Annotated in this window: 21 protein-coding genes; 5 read left to right on the plus strand and 16 right to left on the minus strand. The window is 73.7% G+C overall.

Going from position 1 to position 21,826, the window contains the following annotated elements; genetic code table 11:
- Positions 1–5: 5 nt before the first annotated feature.
- Positions 6–1,076, minus strand: a complete 1,071-nt coding sequence (locus ABFY03_RS08120; RefSeq protein ID WP_319008694.1) for a LysR family transcriptional regulator — start codon at positions 1,074–1,076, stop codon at positions 6–8.
- Between the two features lie 70 nt (positions 1,077–1,146).
- Here ABFY03_RS08120 and ABFY03_RS08125 point away from each other — a divergent pair, with 70 nt between their 5' ends.
- Positions 1,147–2,307, plus strand: a complete 1,161-nt coding sequence (locus ABFY03_RS08125; RefSeq protein ID WP_346169583.1) for a TDT family transporter — start codon at positions 1,147–1,149, stop codon at positions 2,305–2,307.
- Here the strand turns inward: ABFY03_RS08125 and ABFY03_RS08130 are convergent.
- The 4 genes from ABFY03_RS08130 to ABFY03_RS08145 all read right to left on the minus strand — a co-directional run bounded on the left by ABFY03_RS08130 (position 2,234) and on the right by ABFY03_RS08145 (position 6,554).
- A complete protein-coding gene (locus ABFY03_RS08130) occupies positions 2,234–2,980 on the minus strand; it encodes a helical backbone metal receptor (protein ID WP_319008696.1) in 747 nt (248 codons plus the stop codon). The genes ABFY03_RS08125 and ABFY03_RS08130 overlap by 74 nt on opposite strands.
- Entirely contained in the window at positions 2,977–3,528 is a 552-nt protein-coding gene (locus ABFY03_RS08135; protein ID WP_346169584.1) for a helix-turn-helix domain-containing protein, read from the minus strand. The genes ABFY03_RS08130 and ABFY03_RS08135 overlap by 4 nt, the downstream gene beginning before the upstream one ends.
- A gap of 163 nt (positions 3,529–3,691) precedes the next feature.
- Positions 3,692–5,500 (minus strand): ABC transporter permease/substrate binding protein, encoded by a 1,809-nt coding sequence (locus ABFY03_RS08140; protein WP_319008698.1) that lies wholly within the window; start codon positions 5,498–5,500, stop codon positions 3,692–3,694.
- Complete coding sequence (locus ABFY03_RS08145; RefSeq protein WP_319008699.1) at positions 5,493–6,554, minus strand: quaternary amine ABC transporter ATP-binding protein; 1,062 nt, start codon at positions 6,552–6,554, stop codon at positions 5,493–5,495. Before ABFY03_RS08145 ends, ABFY03_RS08140 begins: the two co-directional genes overlap by 8 nt.
- Positions 6,555–6,816: 262 nt before the next feature.
- Between ABFY03_RS08145 and ABFY03_RS08150 the strand changes: the two genes are divergently transcribed.
- Both ABFY03_RS08150 and ABFY03_RS08155 read left to right on the plus strand, forming a co-directional pair.
- Entirely contained in the window at positions 6,817–7,737 is a 921-nt protein-coding gene (locus tag ABFY03_RS08150) for a 5'-3' exonuclease (RefSeq protein ID WP_386723730.1), read from the plus strand.
- Between the two features lie 145 nt (positions 7,738–7,882).
- Positions 7,883–8,731 carry a siderophore-interacting protein gene (locus ABFY03_RS08155; protein ID WP_319008701.1) on the plus strand — a complete coding sequence of 283 codons (849 nt, stop codon included), beginning with the start codon at positions 7,883–7,885 and terminating at the stop codon, positions 8,729–8,731.
- Between the two features lie 74 nt (positions 8,732–8,805).
- On the opposite strand, the gene ABFY03_RS08160 is transcribed toward ABFY03_RS08155, so the two are convergent.
- The gene (locus ABFY03_RS08160; protein WP_319008702.1) at positions 8,806–9,483 is read right to left on the minus strand and encodes a MerR family transcriptional regulator; all 678 of its coding nucleotides are present in this window, start codon (positions 9,481–9,483) and stop codon (positions 8,806–8,808) included.
- A gap of 213 nt (positions 9,484–9,696) precedes the next feature.
- On the opposite strand from ABFY03_RS08160, the gene ABFY03_RS08165 reads away from it, so the two are divergent.
- Positions 9,697–10,644, plus strand: coding sequence for a hypothetical protein (locus ABFY03_RS08165; RefSeq protein ID WP_346172215.1), 948 nt, complete (start codon positions 9,697–9,699; stop codon positions 10,642–10,644).
- A gap of 4 nt (positions 10,645–10,648) precedes the next feature.
- Positions 10,649–11,578, plus strand: coding sequence for an ADP-ribosylglycohydrolase family protein (locus ABFY03_RS08170; RefSeq protein ID WP_319008703.1), 930 nt, complete (start codon positions 10,649–10,651; stop codon positions 11,576–11,578).
- Positions 11,579–11,612: 34 nt separating this feature from the next.
- Here ABFY03_RS08170 and ABFY03_RS08175 read toward each other — a convergent pair whose 3' ends face one another.
- From ABFY03_RS08175 to ABFY03_RS08220, 10 genes are all read right to left on the minus strand, one after another.
- Complete coding sequence (locus ABFY03_RS08175; protein ID WP_346169586.1) at positions 11,613–12,986, minus strand: cytochrome P450; 1,374 nt, start codon at positions 12,984–12,986, stop codon at positions 11,613–11,615.
- Between the two features lie 169 nt (positions 12,987–13,155).
- A complete protein-coding gene (locus ABFY03_RS08180) occupies positions 13,156–15,984 on the minus strand; it encodes a DEAD/DEAH box helicase (protein ID WP_319008705.1) in 2,829 nt (942 codons plus the stop codon).
- Between the two features lie 219 nt (positions 15,985–16,203).
- On the minus strand, positions 16,204–17,163 hold the full coding sequence (gene tatC, locus ABFY03_RS08185) for a twin-arginine translocase subunit TatC (RefSeq protein WP_487222183.1): 960 nt from the start codon (positions 17,161–17,163) through the stop codon (positions 16,204–16,206).
- Between the two features lie 76 nt (positions 17,164–17,239).
- On the minus strand, positions 17,240–17,521 hold the full coding sequence (gene tatA, locus ABFY03_RS08190) for a Sec-independent protein translocase subunit TatA (protein ID WP_319008706.1): 282 nt from the start codon (positions 17,519–17,521) through the stop codon (positions 17,240–17,242).
- Between the two features lie 185 nt (positions 17,522–17,706).
- Complete coding sequence (locus tag ABFY03_RS08195) at positions 17,707–17,904, minus strand: hypothetical protein (protein ID WP_319008707.1); 198 nt, start codon at positions 17,902–17,904, stop codon at positions 17,707–17,709.
- A gap of 35 nt (positions 17,905–17,939) precedes the next feature.
- The gene (locus ABFY03_RS08200) at positions 17,940–18,188 is read right to left on the minus strand and encodes a hypothetical protein (RefSeq protein WP_319008708.1); all 249 of its coding nucleotides are present in this window, start codon (positions 18,186–18,188) and stop codon (positions 17,940–17,942) included.
- A gap of 88 nt (positions 18,189–18,276) precedes the next feature.
- Positions 18,277–19,230 (minus strand): helix-turn-helix transcriptional regulator, encoded by a 954-nt coding sequence (locus ABFY03_RS08205; protein ID WP_319008709.1) that lies wholly within the window; start codon positions 19,228–19,230, stop codon positions 18,277–18,279.
- 16 nt (positions 19,231–19,246) lie between these two features.
- Positions 19,247–20,203: a helix-turn-helix transcriptional regulator gene (locus ABFY03_RS08210; protein ID WP_319008710.1), complete on the minus strand. Its 957-nt coding sequence runs from the start codon at positions 20,201–20,203 to the stop codon at positions 19,247–19,249.
- A 134-nt stretch (positions 20,204–20,337) separates the two neighbouring features.
- Complete coding sequence (locus tag ABFY03_RS08215; protein WP_319008711.1) at positions 20,338–20,712, minus strand: FKBP-type peptidyl-prolyl cis-trans isomerase; 375 nt, start codon at positions 20,710–20,712, stop codon at positions 20,338–20,340.
- Between the two features lie 96 nt (positions 20,713–20,808).
- The gene (locus ABFY03_RS08220) at positions 20,809–21,747 is read right to left on the minus strand and encodes an FKBP-type peptidyl-prolyl cis-trans isomerase (RefSeq protein ID WP_346169587.1); all 939 of its coding nucleotides are present in this window, start codon (positions 21,745–21,747) and stop codon (positions 20,809–20,811) included.
- Between the last annotated feature and the right edge of the window lie 79 nt (positions 21,748–21,826).

Genomic DNA, 21,826 nt, shown 5'->3' on the forward strand with positions numbered 1-21,826 from the left:
CGGCCTCAGCCGCCCGGCCGGGCCCTCGTCAGGGCGAGCAGGTCGCGGGCCGGACCGGTGGGCCGGTGGCCGGTGGGCCAGACGGCCCGCAGGTCGCGGCTGAGCCGGACGCCGGCCACCGGCACGGCGACCAGACGGCGGCCGGACAGCTCCTCGGCGATCGCGAGCTCGCTGAGGACCGCCGGACCCGCGCCGGTGACCGCCGCCGCCTTCACGGCGGTGGTGGAAGCCAGTTCGAGCAGCGGGCGGGCCAGCCCGCCGTGCCCGGCGAGGGCCGCGTCCAGGACCTGCCGGGTGCCCGAACCGCGCTCCCGCAGCACCAGCGGCGTCGCGGCCAGCTCGGCCGGGTCGATCGGGGTGCGGCGGCGGGCCCACGGATGCGAGGGCGCGGTCACCACCACGAGCCGGTCGTGCGCGACGACGGTGCCGTCGAGCCCGTCCGGGACGGCGAGCCCCTCGACGAAGCCGAGGTCCGCCTCGCCCGCGAGCAGCCGCTCCGCGACCACCGCCGAGTTGCCCGCCTGGAGCGACACCGCGGTGTCCGGGCGTTCGGCGCGCAGCGCGATCAGCCAGCCCGGCAGCAGGTACTCGGCGATCGTCATGGACGCGACCACCCGCAGCCGAGAGTCCCGGCGCCCCCGCAGCGCCTGCACCCCCGCGTCGAACGCCTCGGCGGACTCCACGATCCGCCGCGCCCAGTCGGTGACCAGGGCGCCCGCGTCGGTGAGCCGGGAACCGCGCGGCGAGCGGTCCACGAGCGCCACGCCGAGCTGCCGCTCCATCGAACGGATGCGGCTGCTGGCCGCCGGCTGGGTGATGCCGACCTCGCGGGCGGCGGCGCCCAGGCTGCCGTGCCGGGCGACGGCGAGGAGCAGTTCGAGCGCGCCGAGGTCGGGGACCCGGTGCGACAGGTGCGCCGTCGCCGGCTCCCACGCCCCGGGGCCCGGGCCCGCCCCCGTACCCGCGCCGCCGCCGGCGGCCGCGAGGGCCGCGGCCGCCGTCCTTCTCCCCCCGGCGCCCCCGCCCGTGGCCGTGCCCCGCTCCGCCCCCGCGCCGCCGTCCCGCTCCCTGCTCATAAAGCCAGCTTATGACGTCATAGCCCCATGATCCCTGGTGGGGGCCGCGGCCGGCGGCGACGGTGGAGTCATGGCAAGCCTCGCACCCTCCCGCCCCCTCCTCGGCGCCACCACCCCCGGCGCCCGGGCGACCCGTTCGGTCCGTCACCTCGGACCCAACTGGTACGCCTCCGTGATGGGCACCTCCGTCGTCGGCACCGCGGGCGCCGCGCTCCCCGTCACCGTGCCCGGTCTCCGTACCGTCTGCACCGCCGTCTGGGCGCTCTCCCTCGCGATGCTGCTGGCCCTGCTGACCGCCCGGGCCGCGCACTGGCACCGCCACCGCGACCAGGCCCGCGCCCATCTCCTCGACCCGGCCGTGGCCCCCTTCTACGGCTGTCTGTCGATGGCGCTGCTCGCCGTCGGCGGCGGCACGCTGACCCTCGGCCGGGACTGGATCGGCCTCCCCGCCGCGGTCGCCCTGGACGCCGTCCTGTTCACCGCCGGCACCGCGGTGGGACTGGCCGCCGCCGTCGCCGTGCCGTACCTGATGGTGGTCCGGCACCGGATCGAGCAGGCGTCCCCCGTCTGGCTGCTGCCCGTCGTCGCCCCCATGGTCTCCGCCGCGCTCGGCCCCCTGCTCCTCCCCCACCTGCCCGAGGGCCAGGCCCGCCAGACGCTGCTGATCGCCTGCTACGCGATGTTCGGCATCAGCCTGCTCGCCACCCTGGTGATGCTGCCGCTGGTCTTCGGCCGGCTCGTCCTCGACGGCCCGCTGCCCCTCGCGCTCACCCCGACGCTCTTCCTCGTCCTGGGCCCCCTCGGCCAGTCGACCACCGCCGCCAACGCCTTCGCCGACGCCGCCGCCGGCGTCCTCCCCGCCACCTACGCGCACGGCTTCGCCGCCTTCGCCGTCCTCTACGGCGTGCCCGTGACGGGCTTCGCGCTGCTGTGGCTGGCACTGGCCGGGGCGATGGTGGTGCGGGCCCGGCGCGCGGGCATGGGCTTCGCGATGACCTGGTGGGCGTTCACCTTCCCCGTGGGCACCTGCGTCACCGGCGCCGAGGGGCTCGCCCGCCACACCGGCCTGGACGCCTTCCGCTGGCTCGCGATCGGCCTGTACGCGTTCCTCGCCGCGGCCTGGCTGGTGGCCGGCACCCACACCGTGCGCGGCCTGGTCAGCGGAGCGCTGCTCGCAGCTCCCGCGCCAGCACCCGCGGTGCCCGTGCCAGCGACGGCCCGTACCAGGTGAGCATCCGCCCGTCGACGAGCGCGGCCGCGGTCCCGGGGAACGCCTCGGGGCCGTCGGCCGCCGTGAAGCGGTACGGCTCGTCCGGGAGCACCACGAGCCGCGGGCGGGCCCCGGTCAGCTCGCCGAGCGGCACCTTCGGGTAGCGCTCGGGGTGGCCCGCGTACAGGTTGCGGACGCCGAGGCGGGCGAGGAGGTCGCCGGCGAAGGTGTCCCGGCCGAGCACCATCCACGGCCGGCGCCAGATCGGGACGACGGCGGTGACGCCCCCGTCCGCGACCGGCTCCACGGCGGCCCACGCCTCCTCCGCCTCCGCCAGCCAGCGCGGCCGGCGGGGCGCGCCGCAGGCGGCGAGGACGTCGCCGAGGGCGGTCAGCCCCTGGTCGAGGGTGCGGATCTCGGTGACCAGCACCTCGGCGCCGCCGGCCCGCAGAGCGTCCAGGTCGGCCGCCCGGTTCTCCTCCTCGTTGGCGAGGACGAGATCGGGCCGGAGCGCGAGCACGGCGGGCACGTCGGGGTTCTTGGTGCCGCCGATCCGGGCGACGTCGAGCCCGGCGGGGTGGCTGCACCAGTCGGTGGCGCCGACGAGCAGGCCGGGCGCGGTGACGGCGACGGCCTCGGTGAGCGAGGGCACCAGGGACACCACCCGCGGCGTCCGCCCCCGGACCTCGGTCACTCCTCCTCGACCTCGACGTGGTCCGCGACCGCCACGACCAGGAGGCGGGTGCCCGGCTCGGTGGCGCGCCAGCGGTGCCGCACGCCGCCGGAGAGGTACAGGGAGTCGCCGCGGCCCAGCCGGTGGGCGCGGCCCTCGGCCTCGACCTCGGCGGCGCCGTCGGCGACGTACAGCAGTTCGTCGTTGCGGTGCTGGCACTCGCGGCCCGCGTCCTGCTCGCCGGTGAACTCCAGGGCGTGCAGCTGGTGCCGGCCGCGCACCAGCCGCCGTACCCCGTCCGGCATGGCGTCGGTGCCCTCGTCGGCGCGGACGACGTCGACGGTGCGGGCGGCCTCGGCGACGGCGAGGAGTTCCGCGGCGGTGGTCTGGAGGGCCTCGGCGACCAGCTCCAGGGAGCGGCGGCTGGGGCGGGCGCGCTCGTTCTCGATCTGGCTGAGGAAGGGCACGGACAGGCCGCTGCGGGCGGCGACCACGGCCAGGGTGAGCTGGAGGGCCCGGCGCCGCCTCTTGACGGCCGCGCCCACGCGGGGTGCTTCCTTCTCGTCCATGGCCACTCCCTCCCTCTGCCGGCTGCCTCGTCGCGTACCGACCGGTTACCTGCACCTTACGCAGCTTTGGGCCGGGGTTTCGCGTCGTGGCGGAAAGGGCCGGCGAAAGGGGCGGCCGCCGGTCACGTCCGGCGACCGCCCCTGTCCGGCGGGTGAGGTCCGGTCACTGCGGGGCGAGTCGCTCCGCGAGCCCGGGCTGGGCGTCCAGCCACGTCCGGACGGCCTGCTGCTCCTTGCCCTTGCCGGTGCGCTGGATCTGCGCCTCCAGGCCGGTGAGCTGCTTCTCCGTGAGCGTGAAGTCCTTCAGCCAGGCGCCCACCTCGGGGTTGTCCTCGCTGAAGCCCTTGCGGGCCAGGGTGTGCACGCCGTCGCCCTTGCCCCAGACGCCCTTCGGGTCGGCGAGCTTCGTCAGGTCGTGGGCGGAGTAGGCCCAGTGCGGGGACCAGAGGGTGACGACGACCGGTTCCTTGCGCTCGTAGGCGCGCTTCAGCTCGGCGAGCATGCCGGGCGTGGAGCCGTCGACGACCTCGTACTCGCCCTCCAGGCCGTACTCCTTCAGGACCTTGTCCTTGAGGATGCCCATCATCCCGGCGCTGGGCTCGATGCCGACGATCCGGCCCTTGAAGCGGTCGCCCTTGCCCTTCAGGTCGGCGAGGGACCGCACGTCCTTGACGTACGAGGGGACGGACAGCTCCAGGGAGGTCGGGCCGTACCAGGAGCCGAGGTCCTCCAGCTTGTTCCCGTACTTCTCCAGGTACTGGGCGTGGGTGACGGGCAGCCAGGCGTCGGTCTGGAAGTCGAGCTGCCCGCCGGCCAGGCCGGTGTAGAGCGCGCCGGCCTCCAGCTGCTTGGTCTCGACCTCGTAGCCGCGGCGCTCCAGGAGTTCCTTCCACAGGTAGGTGGAGGCGATGCCCTCGTCCCACGGGATGTAGCCGATGCTGACCTTCCTGCCGTGGCCGGCGCCCGCGCCGGAGGCCGTGGTCGAGGTGGCGCCGGAGCCGCCGAGGAAGCCGGACCCGCCCGCGACGAGCGCGAGGACGACGACGCCGACGAGCGCGGTGACGGGCTGCGGGCGGTGCGCCCACAGCTGGGCGGTGCGGCGGCGGGCGGTGGCCGCGCGGGCCTTGGCGAGGGCGCGTCGGCCGAGCGGGGAGACCTGGCGGCCCAGGGCGCCGGTCATCCGGTCGAGGTACATGGCGAGGACGACGATGGAGACGCCGGCCTCGAAGCCGAGGCCGATGTCGACGTTGCCGATGGCGCGGTAGACGGCGCCGCCGAGTCCGCCGCCGCCGACCATGCCGGCGATGACGACCATGGAGAGGCCCAGCATGATGACCTGGTTGACGCCGGCCATGATCGTCGGGACGGCGAGCGGCAGCTGGACGCGGAGCAGGGTGCTGCGCGGGGTGGTGCCGAACGCCTCGGCGGCCTCGACGAGTTCGGCGTCGACCTGGCGGATGCCGAGCTCGGTCATCCGGACGCCGGGCGGCAGCGCGAAGACGATGGTGGCGATGATGCCGGGGACGACGCCGACGCCGAAGAAGATGATGCCGGGGATCAGGTAGACCATCGCCGGCATGGTCTGCATGAAGTCGAGGACGGGCCGCAGCACCGTGCTGACCGTCTTCGAGCGGGCCGCCCAGATGCCGAGCGGGACGGCGATCACCAGGGTGACGAGGGTGGCGACGAGCACCAGCGAGAGCGTCGCCATCGCCTCGTCCCACAGCTGGACGGAGTCGACGAGAGCCAGCCCGGCGAAGGAGAGCAGACCGGCGGCGAGACCGCGCAGCCACCAGGCGACGACGGCGAGGATGCCGGCGAGCAGCAGCGGCTGCGGCGCCGACAGGACGGCGTCGATGCCGTCGTAGAGGCCGGTGATGCCGCCGCTGACCGCGTCGAACAGCCAGGAGAGCCGCGCCTGGAGCCAGTCGACGGAGCTGTCGACCCAGGAGCCGAGGGGAAGCCTAGGCATGGAGGGCCACCTCCTCGGCGGCCGGCCCGGTCGGTTGTCCGCCGAGCACGGCGAGAAGCCTTTCCTTCTGTACGACTCCGAGGGCGGGACCGCCGTCCTCGCGCACGGTCACCGGGTGCGGGCCCGCGGCGGCGAGCGCGCACAGGTCGGCGAGGAGCGTGTCGGGGCCGACGACCGGGGCGTCCGGGTCGACGGGGCCCTCGGCGGCGGTCATGACGGCGGAGGCGGTGAGCACCCGGGAGCGGTCGACGTCCTGGATGAAGGAGGCCACGTAGTCGTCGGCGGGCCGGACGAGGATGTCCTCGGCGGTGCCGAGCTGCACGATCCGGCCGCCGCGCATGACGGCGACGCGGTCGCCGAGGCGCATGGCCTCGTTGAGGTCGTGGGTGATGAAGACGATGGTCTTCTTCAGCTTCTTCTGGAGGACCAGGAGCTGGTCCTGCATGTCGCGGCGGATCAGCGGGTCGAGGGCGCTGAAGGACTCGTCCATGAGGAGCAGGTCGGCGTCGGTGGCGAGCGCCCGGGCCAGGCCCACGCGCTGCTGCATGCCTCCGGAGAGCTCGTCCGGCCAGGACTTCTCCCAGCCGGCCAGGCCGCACAGGGCCAGCGCCTCGGCGGCGCGCTTCTCGCGCTCGGCGCGCGGGACCCCCTGGACCTCCAGGCCGTAGCCGGCGTTCTCCAGGACGGTGCGGTGCGGGAAGAGCGCGAAGTGCTGGAAGACCATGCTGACGCGGCGGGAACGGACCTCGCGCAGCGCGCGGGGGGTGAGCGCGGTGAGGTCGTCGCCGTCGTAGAGGACGCGGCCCGCGGTCGGTTCGAGCAGGCCGTTGAGCATGCGCAGGAGGGTCGACTTGCCGGATCCGGAGAGGCCCATGACCACGAAGATCTGACCCGGTTCGACCACGAAGGACGCGTCGACGACGGCGGCGGTGACGCCGTCCTCGCGGAGCGCGTCGCGGTCGGCGCCGGCGACGAGGGCACGGACGGCCTCCGACTCGTCGGCGGGGCGTCTGGCGAACACCTTGAACAGGTGGTCGGCCTGGAGCCTGGACACATTCACCTCACGGGTAGCGGGGAGAAACGGCGCGCCACCCCCGCGCACGCGCCGTGGAGCGCGGCGGGATCTGCCCGCACCACCCGTCGCGTACGGGGCCCACTGCTCAGGGCCCCTTACCGGGTCCGCTCCGGGCACGCGCCTGCCCCGGGCCTCCGGGGGCAAACGGAAAGGTGACGGGGGTCACGGGAGCGGCGTGCGCGGCCGGCTCCGCCGCGCTGTCGGTGGGGTGCGGCATGATCGGGGTGTGACGCGACGCCTGATGCTCCTGGACACCGCCAGCCTCTACTTCCGCGCGTACTTCGGCGTGCCGGACTCGGTCCGGGCCCCGGACGGGACGCCGGTGAACGCCGTGCGCGGGCTGCTCGACTTCATCGGCCGACTGGTGCAGGACCACCGGCCGGACGAGCTCGTGGCCTGCTGGGACGACGACTGGCGGCCCCAGTGGCGGGTGGACCTGATCCCCTCGTACAAGGCGCACCGGGTCGCCGTGGAGACGGAGACCGGGCCGGACGAGGAGGAGATCCCGGACACCCTGTCCCCGCAGGTCCCGGTGATCGAGTCCGTCCTCGCGGCGCTCGGCATCGCCCGGATCGGCGCCGCCGGGTACGAGGCGGACGACGTGATCGGCACGCTGGCGGAGCGGGCCGAGGGCCCGGTCGACATCGTGACCGGCGACCGGGACCTCTTCCAGCTCGTCGACGACGAGCGGGCGGTCCGGGTCCTGTACCCGCGCAAGGGCGTCGGCGACTGCGATCTGGTGGACTCCGAGCTGATCCGCGCGAAGTACGGGGTGCGGCCCGACCAGTACGCGGACTTTGCCGCGCTCCGCGGCGACGCCAGCGACGGCCTGCCCGGCGTGAAGGGCATCGGCGAGAAGACCGCCGCGCAGCTGATCACCGAGTACGGCGACCTGGCAGGCGTACGGGCGGCCGCCGAGGACCGCACCTCGAAGCTGACGCCGGCCAAGCGGCGCGGGATCGTCGAGGCGGCGGCCTATCTGGACGTGGCGCCGACGGTGGTCCGGGTGGCCCGGGACGTGCCGCTGCCGGACTTCGACCCGACGCTGCCCGCCGCCCCGCACGACCCGGCGGCCCTGCAGGCCCTCGCGACGCGCTGGAACCTCGGCGGCGCGCTCACCCGCCTGCTGCCGGTCCTGGCGGGCGTCCGGCCGGGGGCCTGACGCACGCGCCGGGCGGGGTTCTCGCGGTAGCGGTGCTCACGCACCGCCGTGCCGGGGCGTGAGCGGGCGCGGGATGCTAGCTTAGGCATACCTAAGTCTCAGGTGTGCCCCGCGGCACGCCCCCAGGCAGTCAGGAGAGTCCGCCGTGGCAGAGCAGCCGGCCCGCAAGGCCCCCAAGGCCACCGAGGCGCACGTCGTCCGCACCGAGCGGCTCACCCCGCACATGGTGCGGGTCGTCCTCGGCGGACCGGGCCTCGACGGCTTCGACGCCGGCACCTACACCGACCACTACGTGAAGCTGCTCTTCGCCCCCGAGGGCGTGACCTACCCGGAGCCGTTCGACATGGAGCGGATCCGGGCCGAGCGGCCCCGCGAGGAGTGGCCCACGACCCGCACGTACACGGTGCGCGCCTGGGATCCGGTCCACCGCGAGCTGACCCTGGACTTCGTGGTCCACGGCGACGAGGGCCTCGCGGGCCCCTGGGCGGCCCGCGCGCAGGTGGGCGAGACGGTGCGGTTCCTCGGTCCCGGCGGTGGCTACGCCCCGGACCCGGCGGCCGACTGGCACCTTCTCGCGGGCGACGAGAGCGCCCTGCCGGCGATCGCGGTGGCGCTGGAGCGGCTGCCCGCGGGCGCGCGGGTGCACGCCTTCGTGGAGATCGAGGACGCCGCCGACGAGCAGAAGTTCGCGACGGCGGACGGCGTCGAGGTGACCTGGCTGCACCGCTCCGGCCGCCCGGCCGGCGAGGCGCTCGTCGAGGCCGTGCGGAAGCTGGACTTCCCGGCGGGCGACGTGCACGCCTTCGTCCACGGCGAGGCCGGTTTCGTGAAGGAGCTGCGCCGCCATCTGCGCATGGAGCGGCGGGTGGCGCGCGAGCGGCTGTCCATCTCGGGCTACTGGCGCCTGGGCAAGACGGACGAGGCGTGGCGCGCGATCAAGCGCGAGTGGAACGAGCAGGTGGAGCGGGAGCAGGAGCACCCGCGGGCCGCCTGACGCCCGCGCAGGGAGGGGCGGGAGCCGACGGAGGAGGGGTGGGAGCCGACAACGGCTCCCACCCCTCCTCCGTTTCACTTCCCCTCCTCCCCCTCCCCGTCGCCCCCGAAGACCTCCCCCTTGCCCCCGAAGACGCGGTCCGAGGCGTCGATCTGGGCGAGGCGGCGGAGCGCGGCGAAGAGCGCGTCCCCGAGGACCGTGCCGACGGCGACGCTCTCGACCAGCTCCTCGCGGGCCACGTGGTGGGCGACGTAGGCGAGGTCGGCCCGGGCGACCTGCTCGGCCGCGTCCGCGTAGGCGCCGAGCACCTCGCCGAACCGCTCGTGCCCGACGGAGCCGAGGGCGGCGAGCGCGACCGCCAGCGCCTCGGCGGCGGGGTTGCCGGGGAAGACGCGCCAGTCCCGCTCGCGGACGAGTTCGGTGACCCGCTCCCGCGCCTCGGACAACCGGCCGTCCTCGGCGGGCTCGCCGCCGTAGCGGGGCACCATGCGCACGGCCGCCTCGCCGAGCAGGTCGTGGACGGGCCGGCCGGGGTCGTCGACGGCCGCGATCACCTCGCGCACGGCCGCCACGGACAGCCCGCCGACGTCGATCAGGGCCCGGATCAGACGCAGCCGCCGTACGTGTGTCTCCTCGTACGTGGCCTGGTTCGGGCTCGTCAGCCGGCCGGCCGGAAGCAGTCCCTCCCGCACGTAGAACTTGATCGTGGGCACCGAGACCCCGGTTCTGCGACTCAACTCGCCGATGCGCACCGCGTGTTCACCTTTCCCCTGCCGTGACGGCCTTGCCGGACTCCCCTCCATCATAGATAGTGGCACTATCAGATAGCGGCAAGCGCCACTATCCATAACGACAACGGGGGGATCCGTATGTCCACGCGCACACCCATGCCCGCCTCCGCCGCCGCGGCCTCACCACCCACGAGCGACCGTCTGCACCGGCCCCTCCTCTGGTTCGCCGCGGCGATGGCCGTCTTCGCCCTCGTCAGCGCCGGCGGCATCCTGCTCGACGACCGCACCCTCGTCGGCGCCCCGATCTGGACCAAGCCCTTCAAGTTCGCCGTCTCGTTCGTCGCCTACTGCCTGTCGCTCGCCTGGATGCTGAGCCTGCTGCCCCGCGGCAAGCGCGTCGGCTGGTGGGCCGGCACGGTCGTCACGGTCGCCAGCGCCCTGGAGATGGTGATGATCACCCTCCAGGTCGTCCGCGGCAGGCAGAGCCACTTCAACCAGGAGACCCCCTTCGACGCCGCCGTCTTCCAGGCGATGGGCCTCACCGTGGTGATCCTCTGGCTGGGCGCCCTGACCATCGCCGTCCTCCTGCTCCGCGCCCGCATCCTCGACCGCGCCACCGCCTGGGCCGTCCGCCTCTCCTCGCTCATCGCGCTCGCCGGCGCCGCCGTCGGCTTCCTGATGGTCCAGCCCACCCCCGACCAGCTCGCCGCCACCGACCCGCCGATCGTCGGCGCCCACAGCGTCGGCGTCCCGGACGGCGGCGCCGCCCTCCCCGTCACCGGCTGGGCGGCCACCGGCGGAGACCTGCGCATCGCCCACTTCTTCGGCATGCACGCCCTGCAGCTCCTGCCCCTGCTCCTCCTCGTCCTGACCGCCCTCGCCCCGCGCTTCCCCCGCCTCGCCGACCCCCGCGTCCGCCTCCGCCTGGTCCTCACCGCCTCCGCCGCCTACACCGCCACCTTCGCCCTCCTCACCTGGCAGGCCCTCCGAGGCCAGCCCCTCCTCCACCCCGACGCCACCACCCTCACGACGGCGGCCACGATCGCACTCCTCACGACAGCAGCCACCACCCTCTCCCTCCGGGGGGCTCCCCCCTCCCCCTCCCCCACCCACCCCTCCCTCCCCCACCCCACCCCGGATCCCACCCCCGGCCCCGCGTCCCAGCCCCGCCGCCTACGCTGACGCCATGACCTCCCTCGACCGCGCCGTGGGCGCCGTCCTCGGCTCCGCCGTCGGCGACGCCCTGGGCGCGCCCTTCGAGTTCGGCCTTCCCGGCGCCTTCCGTGACCGATTCCCTGACGGTGTCGGGGAGTTGTGCGGCGGTGGCGGCTGGGATCCGGGGGAGGCCACGGACGACACCCAGATGGCCGTGCTGGTCGGGGAGTCGCTGGTCGAACGGGGCGGGCTCGATCTGCCCGACGTGTTCGACCGGTTCCGCCGCTGGGCGGCGGCGGACCCCAAGGACATCGGTCTTCAGACGGAACGGGTGCTGCTGGGCGGCGGTACGTGGGACCTGGCCGCCGCCGTCGACTACCAGGTGGAAGGCCGCGGCGCCGGCAACGGCTGTCTCATGCGGGCCTCCACGTCCGCCGTCCACTTCGCTCCCCGGGGCCGCGCGGCCACCATGGAGGCCGGCCGCCGGCTGGCCGCCCTCACCCACGGGCACCGGGCCGCCTGGGAGGGCACCGCCCTCCTGCACGAACTGGTCCGTGTCGCCCTGCTCGGCGAGGACCCGTCGGCCGTGGTTCCGGAGGCCCTGGCCGAGGTGGACGCGGCTGAGCGGGAGCGCTGGGCCACGGTCCTGGCGCCCGGGTGGCGGCCCGAGGACGCGACGGAGTTCAACGGCGCCGTCTGGCCTTGTCTCGGCTCCGCCGTGTGGGCGCTGCGCACCACCGGAACCTTCGAGGAGGCCCTGGTGGCCGCGGTCGACCTCGGCGGGGACACGGACACGGTCGCGGCGGTCACGGGCATGCTGGCGGGCGCCGTGTACGGCTCCGGGGCCATCCCGGAACGCTGGACGGCCGCGCTGCACGTCCCGCTCCCCGGCTTCGGCGACCGCGTCCTCCGCGCCGACGAGCTGCGGGCGCTCGCGGGCGCTCTCGCCGACGGGGCGTGACCGGGCTCGGCCGTCGCGGTGCGGTGGTGGCGCCTCAGCCCCGCTGTCGGGAGTGGACCGTCGCGAGGACCTCGCGGTCCGGTTGGAGGGTGAGGCTGGGGACCGGGCGTATCTCCTCGGGTTCCACGTTCAGGTCGTAGCGGCGGGCCAGGACGGCGAGGACGAGGACGGCTTCGACGAGGGCGAAGCGGGTGCCGAGGCAGACGCGGGGGCCGCCGCCGAAGGGGTACCAGGCGTATTCGGGGATCTTCTCCGCCGGCCGGCCCTCGGCGTCGGTGAGCCAGCGCTCGGGGCGGAACGTGTCGGCGTCGCCGTACCAGCGGGGGTCGCGGTGGGTGGCCCACTGGCTGGACCAGACGCGGGTGCCGGGCGGAACGGGGCTGCCGCCGAGGGTGGCGCCCTCCTTGGCGATGCCGGTGAGGAGCCAGATGGTCGGGTAGAGGCGGAGGGTCTCCTTGACCACCGCCTGGGCGTAGGTGAGCGAGGCGTAGTCGTCGTAGCCGGGCTCGTGGTCGGCGAGGACGCGGTCCAGTTCCTCGGTGAGGGTGCGCCTTGCCTTCTCGTTGCGGGAGAGCAGGTACCAGGCCCAGACGAGGGTGGAGCTGGTGGTTTCGTGGCCGCCGATGTAGAGGGTGACCGTCTCGTCGCGGATCTCGCGGTCGGAGAGGTGGGCGCCGGTCTCGTCCCGGGCGGTGAGGAGCCGGCTGAGGAGGTCGGGGCGGTCCTCGCCGCCGTCGCGGTGGCGGGAGACGATACGGGAGACCTCGGCGTCGATGACGGCGGTGGCGCGCCTGACCCGGGCGCGTCCGGGGGTCGGGATCCAGTCGGGCAGCAGGGCGCCGATGCCGCTGAGTTCGGCCCCGATCTCCTGCTGGGCGACGTCCATGGCCCGGCCGATGGCTTCGGCGTCGGCGGCGGTGTCCGTGCCGAAGATGGTGCGGACGGCGATGAGCTGGGTGAGGGCGGCCATCTCCTTCTTGATGTCGATCCGCTGTCCGTCGGTCCAGCGGTCGGCGAGGGCGACGGCGCACTCCGCCATGGTGGCCGCGTAGGAGCGGACCTGTTTGGGGCGGACGGACGGCTGGACCAGGGAGCGCTTGCGGCGCCAGTCGCGGCCCTTGGCGACGACCACGCCGTTGCCGAGCAGGGTGCGCAGGGCGATGCCCAGGTCGGGCTGGTCGAAGGTGTTCTCGACCTCGGTGAGCAGTTCTCCGATGGTGTCCGGGTGGGCGATGAAGAGGACGGGGCTGGGGCCGAAGCGCCAGCGGACGACGTCGCCCCGCTCGCGGAGCCGTTCGAAGAAGGCGAGGGGGTCCTTCCCGAAGGCGGGGAGGTTGCCGAGGAGCGGCACGCCGCGTGGTCCTTCGGCGATGGTGATCCCGGTCTCGGTGCCGGCGTGCGTGGTCACGTTCGTCCCCTCCCCCACTGGCTTGCGCGGTGTGTGGGTCCATGCAAGCGGACGGTCCGGTCCTCGCGCCAGCCCTGTGGACAACCCCCTGTGGACAACCCGGGAGTTCGTACGGGAACGGCCCGTGGTGTCTCCACCACGGGCCGTCCTCCAGGGATGTGAGGGTGTGTCAGCCGACGGAGCTGTAGGCCACCACGCCGCGCAGGAGGGCGTCCACGGCCTTGCGCGCGTTCTTCGCGACCGTGCTGTTCTCCTTGGGGGCCGCCGCGGCGATCTGGCCGAGGACGTCGATGACCTGCTTGCACCAGCGGACGAAGTCGCCGGCGGGCATCTCGGCCTCGCGGAGCACCTCGTCGAGGCTCTTGTCGGAGGCCCACTGGTAGGCGGCCCAGGCGAAACCGAGGTCGGGCTCGCGCTGGCCGACGCCTTCGGCCTGGCTGATCTTGAACTCCTCCTCCAGGCCGTCGAGGCGGCCCCAGATGCGGACCATCTCGCCGAGCGCCGCCTTGGCGCGGCCGCCGGGGACCTTGGGCGCGACGGCGTCGTCGGCCTGCCGGGCCTCGAAGACGAGGGCGGAGACGCAGGCGGCGAGCTCGGCGGGGTCGAGTCCTTCCCAGACGCCTTCGCGGAGGCATTCGCTGGCGAGCAGGTCGAGTTCGCCGTAGAGCCGGGCGAGCCGCTTGCCGTTGTCGGTGACCTCGTCGGCGCGGAGGTAGTCGAGCTCGGTGAGGAGCGCGACGATCCGGTCGAAGGTGCGGGCGATGGTGTTCGTCCGGCCTTCGATGCGCCGCTCCAGCTGCCGGGTGTCGCGCTGGAGCCGGTAGTAGCGCTCGGCCCAGCGGGCGTGGTCCTCGCGCTCGTCGCAGCCGTGGCAGGGGTGGGCGCGGAGGGCGCTGCGCAGGCGGGCGATCTCGCGGTCGTCGGCGGCGCCGGAGCGCTGCTTGCGGTGCCGTTCGGGGTTGATGTGCCCGGCCTTGGAGCGCAGGGCGGAGGCGAGGTCGCGGCGGGACTGCGGGGAGCGGGGGTTGAAGGTCCGGGGGATGCGCATCCGCTCCAGGGCCTCCACCGGGACGGGGAAGTCGATGGAGGCGAGGCGCTTGACCTGCCGCTCGGCGGTGAGGACGAGGGGGCGGGGGCCGTCGTGGTGCTCGAAGCCGCGGTGTCCGTTGGTGCGGCCGGCGGGGATGCCGGGGTCGAGGACGAGGGCGAGGCCGGCGAACTTGCCGGTGGGCACGTGGATGACGTCGCCGGGCTTCAGCCTCTCCAGGGAGGCGGCGGCCTGGGCGCGCCGCTGGGCGGCGCCCTGCTTGGCGAGTTCGGTCTCGCGGTCCTTGAGGTCGCGGCGGAGCCGCGCGTACTCCTCGAAGTCGCCGAGGTGGCAGGTCATGCCCTCGCGGTAGCCGGCCAGGCCCTCCTCGTTGCGCTGGACCTGGCGGGAGATGCCGACGACGGAGCGGTCCGCCTGGAACTGGGCGAAGGAGGTCTCCAGGAGTTCCCGGGAGCGGTGCCGGCCGAACTGGTCGACCAGGTTGACGGCCATGTTGTAGGAGGGCCGGAAGCTGGAGCGCAGGGGGTAGGTGCGGGTGCCGGCGAGGCCGGCGAGGTGCTCGGGGTCGAGGCCGCGCTGCCAGAGGACGACGGCGTGGCCCTCGACGTCGATGCCGCGGCGGCCGGCGCGGCCGGTGAGCTGGGTGTACTCGCCGGGGGTGATGTCGGCGTGCTGTTCGCCGTTCCACTTGACGAGCTTCTCCAGGATGACGGTGCGCGCGGGCATGTTGATGCCGAGGGCGAGCGTCTCGGTGGCGAAGACGGCCTTGACGAGGCCGCGGACGAAGAGCTCTTCGACGACCTCCTTGAAGGTGGGGAGCATGCCGGCGTGGTGGGCGGCGATGCCGCGCTCCAGCGCTTCCAGCCACTCGTAGTAGCCGAGGACGTGGAGGTCCTCGTCGGGGATGGCGGCGGTGCGGGCCTCGACGATCTCGCGGACGCGGAGGCGGGCGGCGTCGTCGTTGAGCCGGAGGCCGGCGTAGAGGCACTGCTGGACGGCGGCCTCGCAGCCGGCGCGGCTGAAGATGAAGGTGATGGCGGGGAGGAGTCCCTCGGCGTCGAGGCGTTCGATGACCTCGGGGCGGCCGGGGGTCCAGATGCGGGAGCGCTGGCGGCGCTCGCGCTCGCGGTCGGCCTCGCGGACCATCTTGCCGCGGCGGCGGTCGCGGGGGTTGTAGGTGCGCGAGTTCTCGGTGCGGGCGAGGCGGAGGAGGTCGGGGTTGACCTCGCGGCGGGCGGCGCCGCGGCCGCCGTGGTCGGTCTCCTCCTCGAAGAGGTCGTACATCCGGCGGCCGGCGAGGACGTGCTGCCAGAGGGGGACGGGGCGCTCTTCGGAGACGATGACGTCGGTGTCGCCGCGCACGGTGTCGAGCCAGTCGCCGAACTCCTCGGCGTTGGACACGGTGGCGGAGAGGGAGACGAGGGTGACCGACTCGGGGAGGTGGATGATCACTTCCTCCCACACGGCGCCGCGGAAGCGGTCGGAGAGGTAGTGCACCTCGTCCATGACGACGTAGCCGAGGCCGGAGAGGGCCTGGGACCCCGCGTAGAGCATGTTGCGGAGGACCTCGGTGGTCATGACGACGATCGGCGCGTCGCCGTTGACGCTGTTGTCGCCGGTGAGGAGGCCGACCTTGTCGGGGCCGTACCGCTTGACGAGGTCGGCGTACTTCTGGTTCGACAGCGCCTTGATGGGGGTCGTGTAGAAGCACTTGCGGCCCTGGGTGAGGGCGAGGTGGACGGCGAACTCGCCGACGATGGTCTTGCCGGAGCCCGTGGGGGCGGCGACGAGCACGCCCTTGCCCGCTTCGAGAGCCTGGCACGCCTCGATCTGGAAGGGGTCCAGGCCGAACTCGTACATCTCTCGGAAGGGGGCCAGTGCGGTGGCCTGCTCTGCGTTGCGCGCGCGTGCGGCCGCGTACGCCTCGGCTGGGGTGAGGTCCTCTGTCATCTTGTCTTCGAGACTACCCGCCCCCTCTGACAGCCACGCGATCTTTATGGAGGGCCGTGCGGGGCGGCCGGGGACGGCGAAGGTCCCCGCGGACGGTGACCGGGGGGACCTTGCGGACGGGCGGTGACGGCGCGGTGACGTCGGGCGATGCCGTGGCCGCCGGTGTCGCGTCGTGGCCGTCGTCGGCGTCGGGCGGCGTCGTCGTGCCCGCCGGTGACGTCAGGTGATGTCGTCGTAGCCGCCGGTGCGGTGGGCGCGGGCGCCGTCGCTGTCGCCGCCGGCCTGCTCGGGCAGGGCGTGGGCGGTGGGGACGGGGTCGAGGGCGCCGACCGGTTCGGGGGTGAGGTCGAGGACGGACGCCTCGTCGTCGGCGAGCTGGGCGTCGGGGTCGCGGCGGGACCGGCGCTTGTCGTTGAGGATCGAGAAGCCGACGGCGATGAAGTACAGCACGATGATCGGTCCGGCGAGGGCGATCATGCCGAGCGGGTCGGTGGAGGGGGTGGCGACGGCGCCGAAGACGAAGGTGCCCATCACCATGGCGCGCCACCAGCCGGCCATGCGCTTGCCGGTGACCACGCCGGTGAGGTTGAGCATGATCAGCAACAGCGGCAGCTCGAAGGCGAGGCCGAAGACGAGGACCATCCTGGTGGTGAAGTCCAGGAGGTCGTCGAGGGAGAGGAAGTTGGAGGCGACCTCGGGGGTGATGCTGATGAGGACGCGCACGCTGACGGGCATGATGTAGAACGCCGTCCAGGCACCGGCCACGAAGAGGGGGACGGCGACGGAGGCGAACCAGTACGTGTACTTCTTCTCGCTCTTGTGCAGGCCGGGCGCGACGAAGGCCCAGAGCTGGTAGAGCCAGACCGGGCTGGAGACGATGAGGCCGGCCAGCATGACCACCTTCACCGTGGAGGTGAACGGCGAGAGCATGGTCTGGTAGGCGAGGACGACGCAGCGTCCGCCGGTGTTCGCGGCCAGCGAGCTGTCCGGGTCGCACTTCGGTACGGGGGACGACAGAAGGTCCATCAGCTGCTGGCTGAAGAACGCCGCCACCACGGAGGCGACGACGACCGCCAGCATCGCCTTGGCGAGGCGATTGCGCAGCTCACGGAGGTGATCGGCGAGCGGCATCCGCCCCTCGGGATCCTTCTCCTTCTTCATGCGGGCAGACTTGGGCAACCCACGTCCTCATCTCGTGCGGGCAGGCCGCGGTGCGGCGTACGTGCGGGGCGGGCGGTTCAGCGCCGGGGGGTGGTCAGCGCTGGGTGGAGTCCGACGCCTCGGTCACGGGGCGGCCGCCGGTCACGTCGCCGGGGGCGGCCTTGATGGTGCGCTGGGCGGGGGCGGCCTGCTCGGCGGGCGCCTCGGCGGGGGCGGACTCCTGGCCCTCCGACTTCATGGCCTTCGCCTCGCTCTTCAGGATGCGGGCCGACTTGCCGAGGGAGCGGGCCATCTCCGGGAGCTTCTTGGCGCCGAAGAGGAGCACGACGACCAGCAGGATGAGGCTGATCTCAAGGGGACCGATCTGACGGAACATACTGTGGTCTCTCTTCTCACCGAGGCGGCATGGGTGCGTGCCCGGCCGGTCGGACATGCGTCCGGCCACCGCGCTGTCTGCGATCGTAACCCGCAGGAGTAAACGTCGGGCAATGCCCGTGCATACTCGCGATTGCGTCCGAGGGGCCCTGATCAGGCCGGATCGGGGCGGGGCGAGGGGCCGACTCAGGGCAGGGAGCGGCTGGTTCGGGCCAGTCCGGTGGCGGCGGTCTCCAGGTCCTCGGCGGCGCGCTGGATGCGCTGTGTGGTGACGGCCACTTGGCGGGCGAGGCGCCGGACCTCCAGGAAGACCTTGACGGCGAGGACGCCGAGGACGGCGAGGCCGAGGAAGCCGAGGGCGATCGCGAGCATGGGCCAGAGCATGGGGCGAGCCTAGCCGTTGGGGGGTGGGCCGGTGGTCAGGCGGTGGTGTGGAGGCGGAGGGTGCGGACGCCGCCGCCGGTGAGGAGTTCGACGATGCGTTCGCCGGCGGGTTTGCGGACGGCGCTGCCGCACTCCGGGCAGGTGAAGGAGTAGAAGGTGGTGCGGCGGCTGGCTCCGATGGCCAGGCGCAGGGCGCCGGCGGTGAGTTCGAAGCGGCAGCGGCAGTCGGGGCAGGCGGCTTTGAAGAGGACCGGACTCACCGACAGATCGGGCATCACGGACATTTCCCTCAACTCTCCCTGTCTCGAACTCCCTGGACCTTCCGCCACCCGCCCCGCCCGGCTCCTTCTCCGAAGGGCGTACGGGGCAGGCTCACACGCCCTCGTACGCGGCGAGCGCGGCGCTCGCCGCCTCCCGGGCGCTGTCCGCGAGCCCGGCGGGCGAGACGATCCGCCCGTCGCTGCCGAGCCGCAGCGCGAGCCGCTTCAGCGAGGCCGGGTCGGGGGTGCGCAGGGTGATCCGCAGCCCGCCGTCGGGCAGCTCGTCGGCCCGGTCGTGCGGGTAGTACTCGGCGACCCAGCGGCCGCCGGGGCCGACCTCGACCACCACCTCGGGGTCGTCGGCCGAGGGCTGCACCAGCCCCTCGGAGAGGTCGCGCAGTTCCAGCTCCGGCGGCGCGGCGGCCTCCTCCAGGATCCGGATCTCGGCCACGCGGTCCAGCCGGAAGGTGCGGCGCGCCTCGGACAGCCGGCACCACGCCTCCATGTAGGTGTGGCCGACGGCGAAGAGGCGGATGGGGTCGACCTCGCGCTCGGTGAGCTCGTCGCGGGCCGGCGAGTAGTAGCGCAGCCAGAGCCGCTTGCGCTCCGAGATGGCCCGGTCGACCTCGGCGAAGACGCCGCCCTCGGACTCGAAGGTGACCGAGAGGCGGGCGCTGGCGCCGGCGGCCTCACCGGCGGCGGCCTCCAGCTTCGCGGTGGCGCGGACCAGCGCGTCCCGGTCGCCCTCGCGCAGCCCGGGCAGGGTGGCGACGGCGCGGGCGGCGACGAGCAGCGCGGTGGCCTCGTCGGCGGCGAGCCGCAGCGGTTCGGCGACGTCGTCCGGGTTGTGCCACCAGATCCGGTCGCCGTCGGTGTCGATGTCGAGGAGGTCGCCGCCCCGGAAGCTGGTGCCGCACATGGGCAGCACGTCCAGGTCGGAGATCAGCTCGTCCTCGGTGATGCCGAAGGCGCGGGCCACGTCGGCGACGTGGGCGCCGGGGCGCTCGCGGAGGTAGGTGACGAGGGAGAGCATCCGCCTCGTCTGGTCGATCGCGTTGGCAGCCATGCGGTTCGTCTCCCCCTCAGCCCTTGGCGACGGCGCGCAGCCGCTCCACCACGTCGGCCCGCAGGTCGGCCGGTTCCAGTACGACGACGTCGGGTCCGAACTCGACGAGCCAGGCGTCGAGGCCGTGCCCGTACGGGATCTCCAGCTCGTCCCAGCCGTCGGTGCCCTCGCTGGTCTCGGTGGCGCGGGCGCGCAGCGGGTAGCCGCAGCCGGCCCGGAGCCGGATGCGGGCGGAGCGGGTGGCGGTCTCGCCGGCCCAGCTCTCGACGGTCTCGCGGACGGTGACGGCGTCGGGCACGGGCGCGGTGAAGGCGCCGGCGCGGGAGCGGACCCGGCCGGTGATGCGGGAGAGGCGGAAGACGCGCTCGGCGCCGCGGTCGCGGTCCCAGCCGGCCAGGTACCAGTGGCCGCGCCAGCACTCCAGCGTCCAGGGCTCGACCTGGCGGGGCTCGGGGCGGGCGGCGTTGGCCTTGCGGTAGTCGAAGGAGACGGGGCGCCGGTCGCGGCAGGCGAGCATCAGCGGCTCGAAGGCGGCCTCGTGCACCGGGATGCGGGGTTCGAGGGCGCTGGGCTGGATGTCGTACGTCTCCTCGGCCTCGGGCATGCCGGCGGCGCGGAGCTTCTGGAGGGCGCCGCTGGCGGCGCCGGCGAGGCGGGCCTGCTGCCAGACCCGGGCGGCGAGGCCGAGCGCGGCGGCCTCCTCGGCGTCCAGGGTGATGGGCGGGAGGCGGTTGGAGTCGCGGCGGGCGAGGTAGCCGGTCTCGCCGTCGAGGTTCTCGACGGTCTCGATGACCAGGCCGAGCTCGCGGAGGTCGTCCTTGTCCCGCTCGAACATGCGGTTGAAGGCTTCGTCCCCGCTGGCCTCCAGGTACGCCTCGATCGAGCCGCGCAGTTCGCGCTTGCTGAGCGCGCGGCGCGTCCCGAGCAGGCACAGCGCGAGATTCATCAGCCGCTCGGCCTTGGCAATCGCCATGGACGCCCTGCACCCTCTTCCCCGGTTCCGTTCTCGGACGTCCGACCGTACCGCCCCGGGGTGTCCGGACAAAAGCCGAGGGCCCCCGCCGCGGAGGCGGGGGCCCTCGGCCGGGGGCGCGGAGCCGGTCGGTCCTACTTCACGCCGACCAGGTCGCAGACGAAGATCAGCGTCTCGCCGGGGGCGATCTTGGCGCCGGCGCCGCGGTCGCCGTAGGCGAGGTGCGCGGGGATGACCAGCTGGCGGCGGCCGCCGACCTTCATGCCCTGGATGCCGCGGTCCCAGCCCGCGATGACCATGCCGGCACCGAGCGGGAACTCCAGCGCCTCGCCGCGGTTCCAGGAGGCGTCGAACTCCTCACCGGTGCTGAAGGAGACACCGACGTAGTGGACCTGGACGGTGTTCCCGGCGGCGGCGGTCGCGCCGTCGCCCTCCCAGATGTCCTTGATCTCCAGGTCGGCCGGCGGCTCGCCGCCCGGGAAGTCGACCTCGGGCTTCTCGATGCTCACTGCAGTGTGCTCCTCATACGGGTGGAACCGCGCGGACGATGGCCCGCGCGACCCGGACAACCTACCTCGCGGCGGGCCGGGTCGCGCGGGGACCGGCTACTGCTTGGCCAGGATGTCCACGGTGAAGACGAGGGTGGAGTTGGCCGGGATCGGGCCCTGGGCCTTGTCGCCGTAGCCGTCGGCCGGCGGGACGACGAGCAGCACGCGGCTGCCGACCTTCTTGCCCTCCAGGCCCTTGGTCCAGCCCGGGATGACGCCGGAGAGCTGGAAGGTGGCCGGGGCGCCCCGGTCGTAGGAGCTGTCGAACTTCTTGCCGTCCTTCCAGAGCACGCCCTGGTACTGGACGGTCAGGGTGTCGGTGGCCTTGACGGCCTCGCCCTTGCCCTCGATGACGTAGTTGGAGACGAGCGCCTTGGGCGCGTCCGTCTTGGGCACGGTCAGCGAGGGGGCCTTGCCGTCGGTGTTGGTGCCGACCTTGGGCAGGTCCTTGTTCTCCTGGGCGACGACGGTGCCCTCGGCGGACTTCGGGATGGTGGTCGCCTTCAGGATGTCGACGACGAAGACCAGGGTGGCGCCGCCCTTGATGCTCGGCGGGGAGCCCTGCTCGCCGTAGCCGAGCTCCGGCGGGATGCCGATCTCCAGGCGGCTGCCGACCTTCTGGCCCTTCAGGCCCTGGTCCCAGCCCTTGATGACCTGGCCGGCGCCGAGGGTGAGGGTGAACGGCTCGCCCCGGTCGAAGCTGTTGTCGAAGGGGGTCGTGGAGTCCCAGGTCTGACCGAGGTAGTTGACCTGGAGGGCGTCGCCGTCCTTGGTCACCGGGCCGTCGCCCTCGCTGATGACGTTGACCTTGAGTTCCTTCGGCGGGTCGCCCTCGCCCTTGGAGAGGGTCGGCTTCTCGCCGAACTTCTGCCCCGCGGTGATGGCGGGCAGCCCGTTGGTCATCGAGGCGTTATCGGAGCCCTTGGTTTCGCTGCCGCACGCCGCTGTGGTGAGCAGCAGCAGTGGGACGACGAGAAGGCCGGCAAGTCGGCGCACGTGTTCCTCAGATCTCAGACGGCACGGTAGTTGTCCGGACACTCTAGGGGACCCGCCCGTGACGTCCAGGGCCCCGCGC

Origin of the sequence: Streptomyces roseofulvus (assembly GCF_039534915.1) — a bacterium.
Classification (GTDB): Bacteria; Actinomycetota; Actinomycetes; order Streptomycetales; family Streptomycetaceae; genus Streptomyces; species Streptomyces roseofulvus.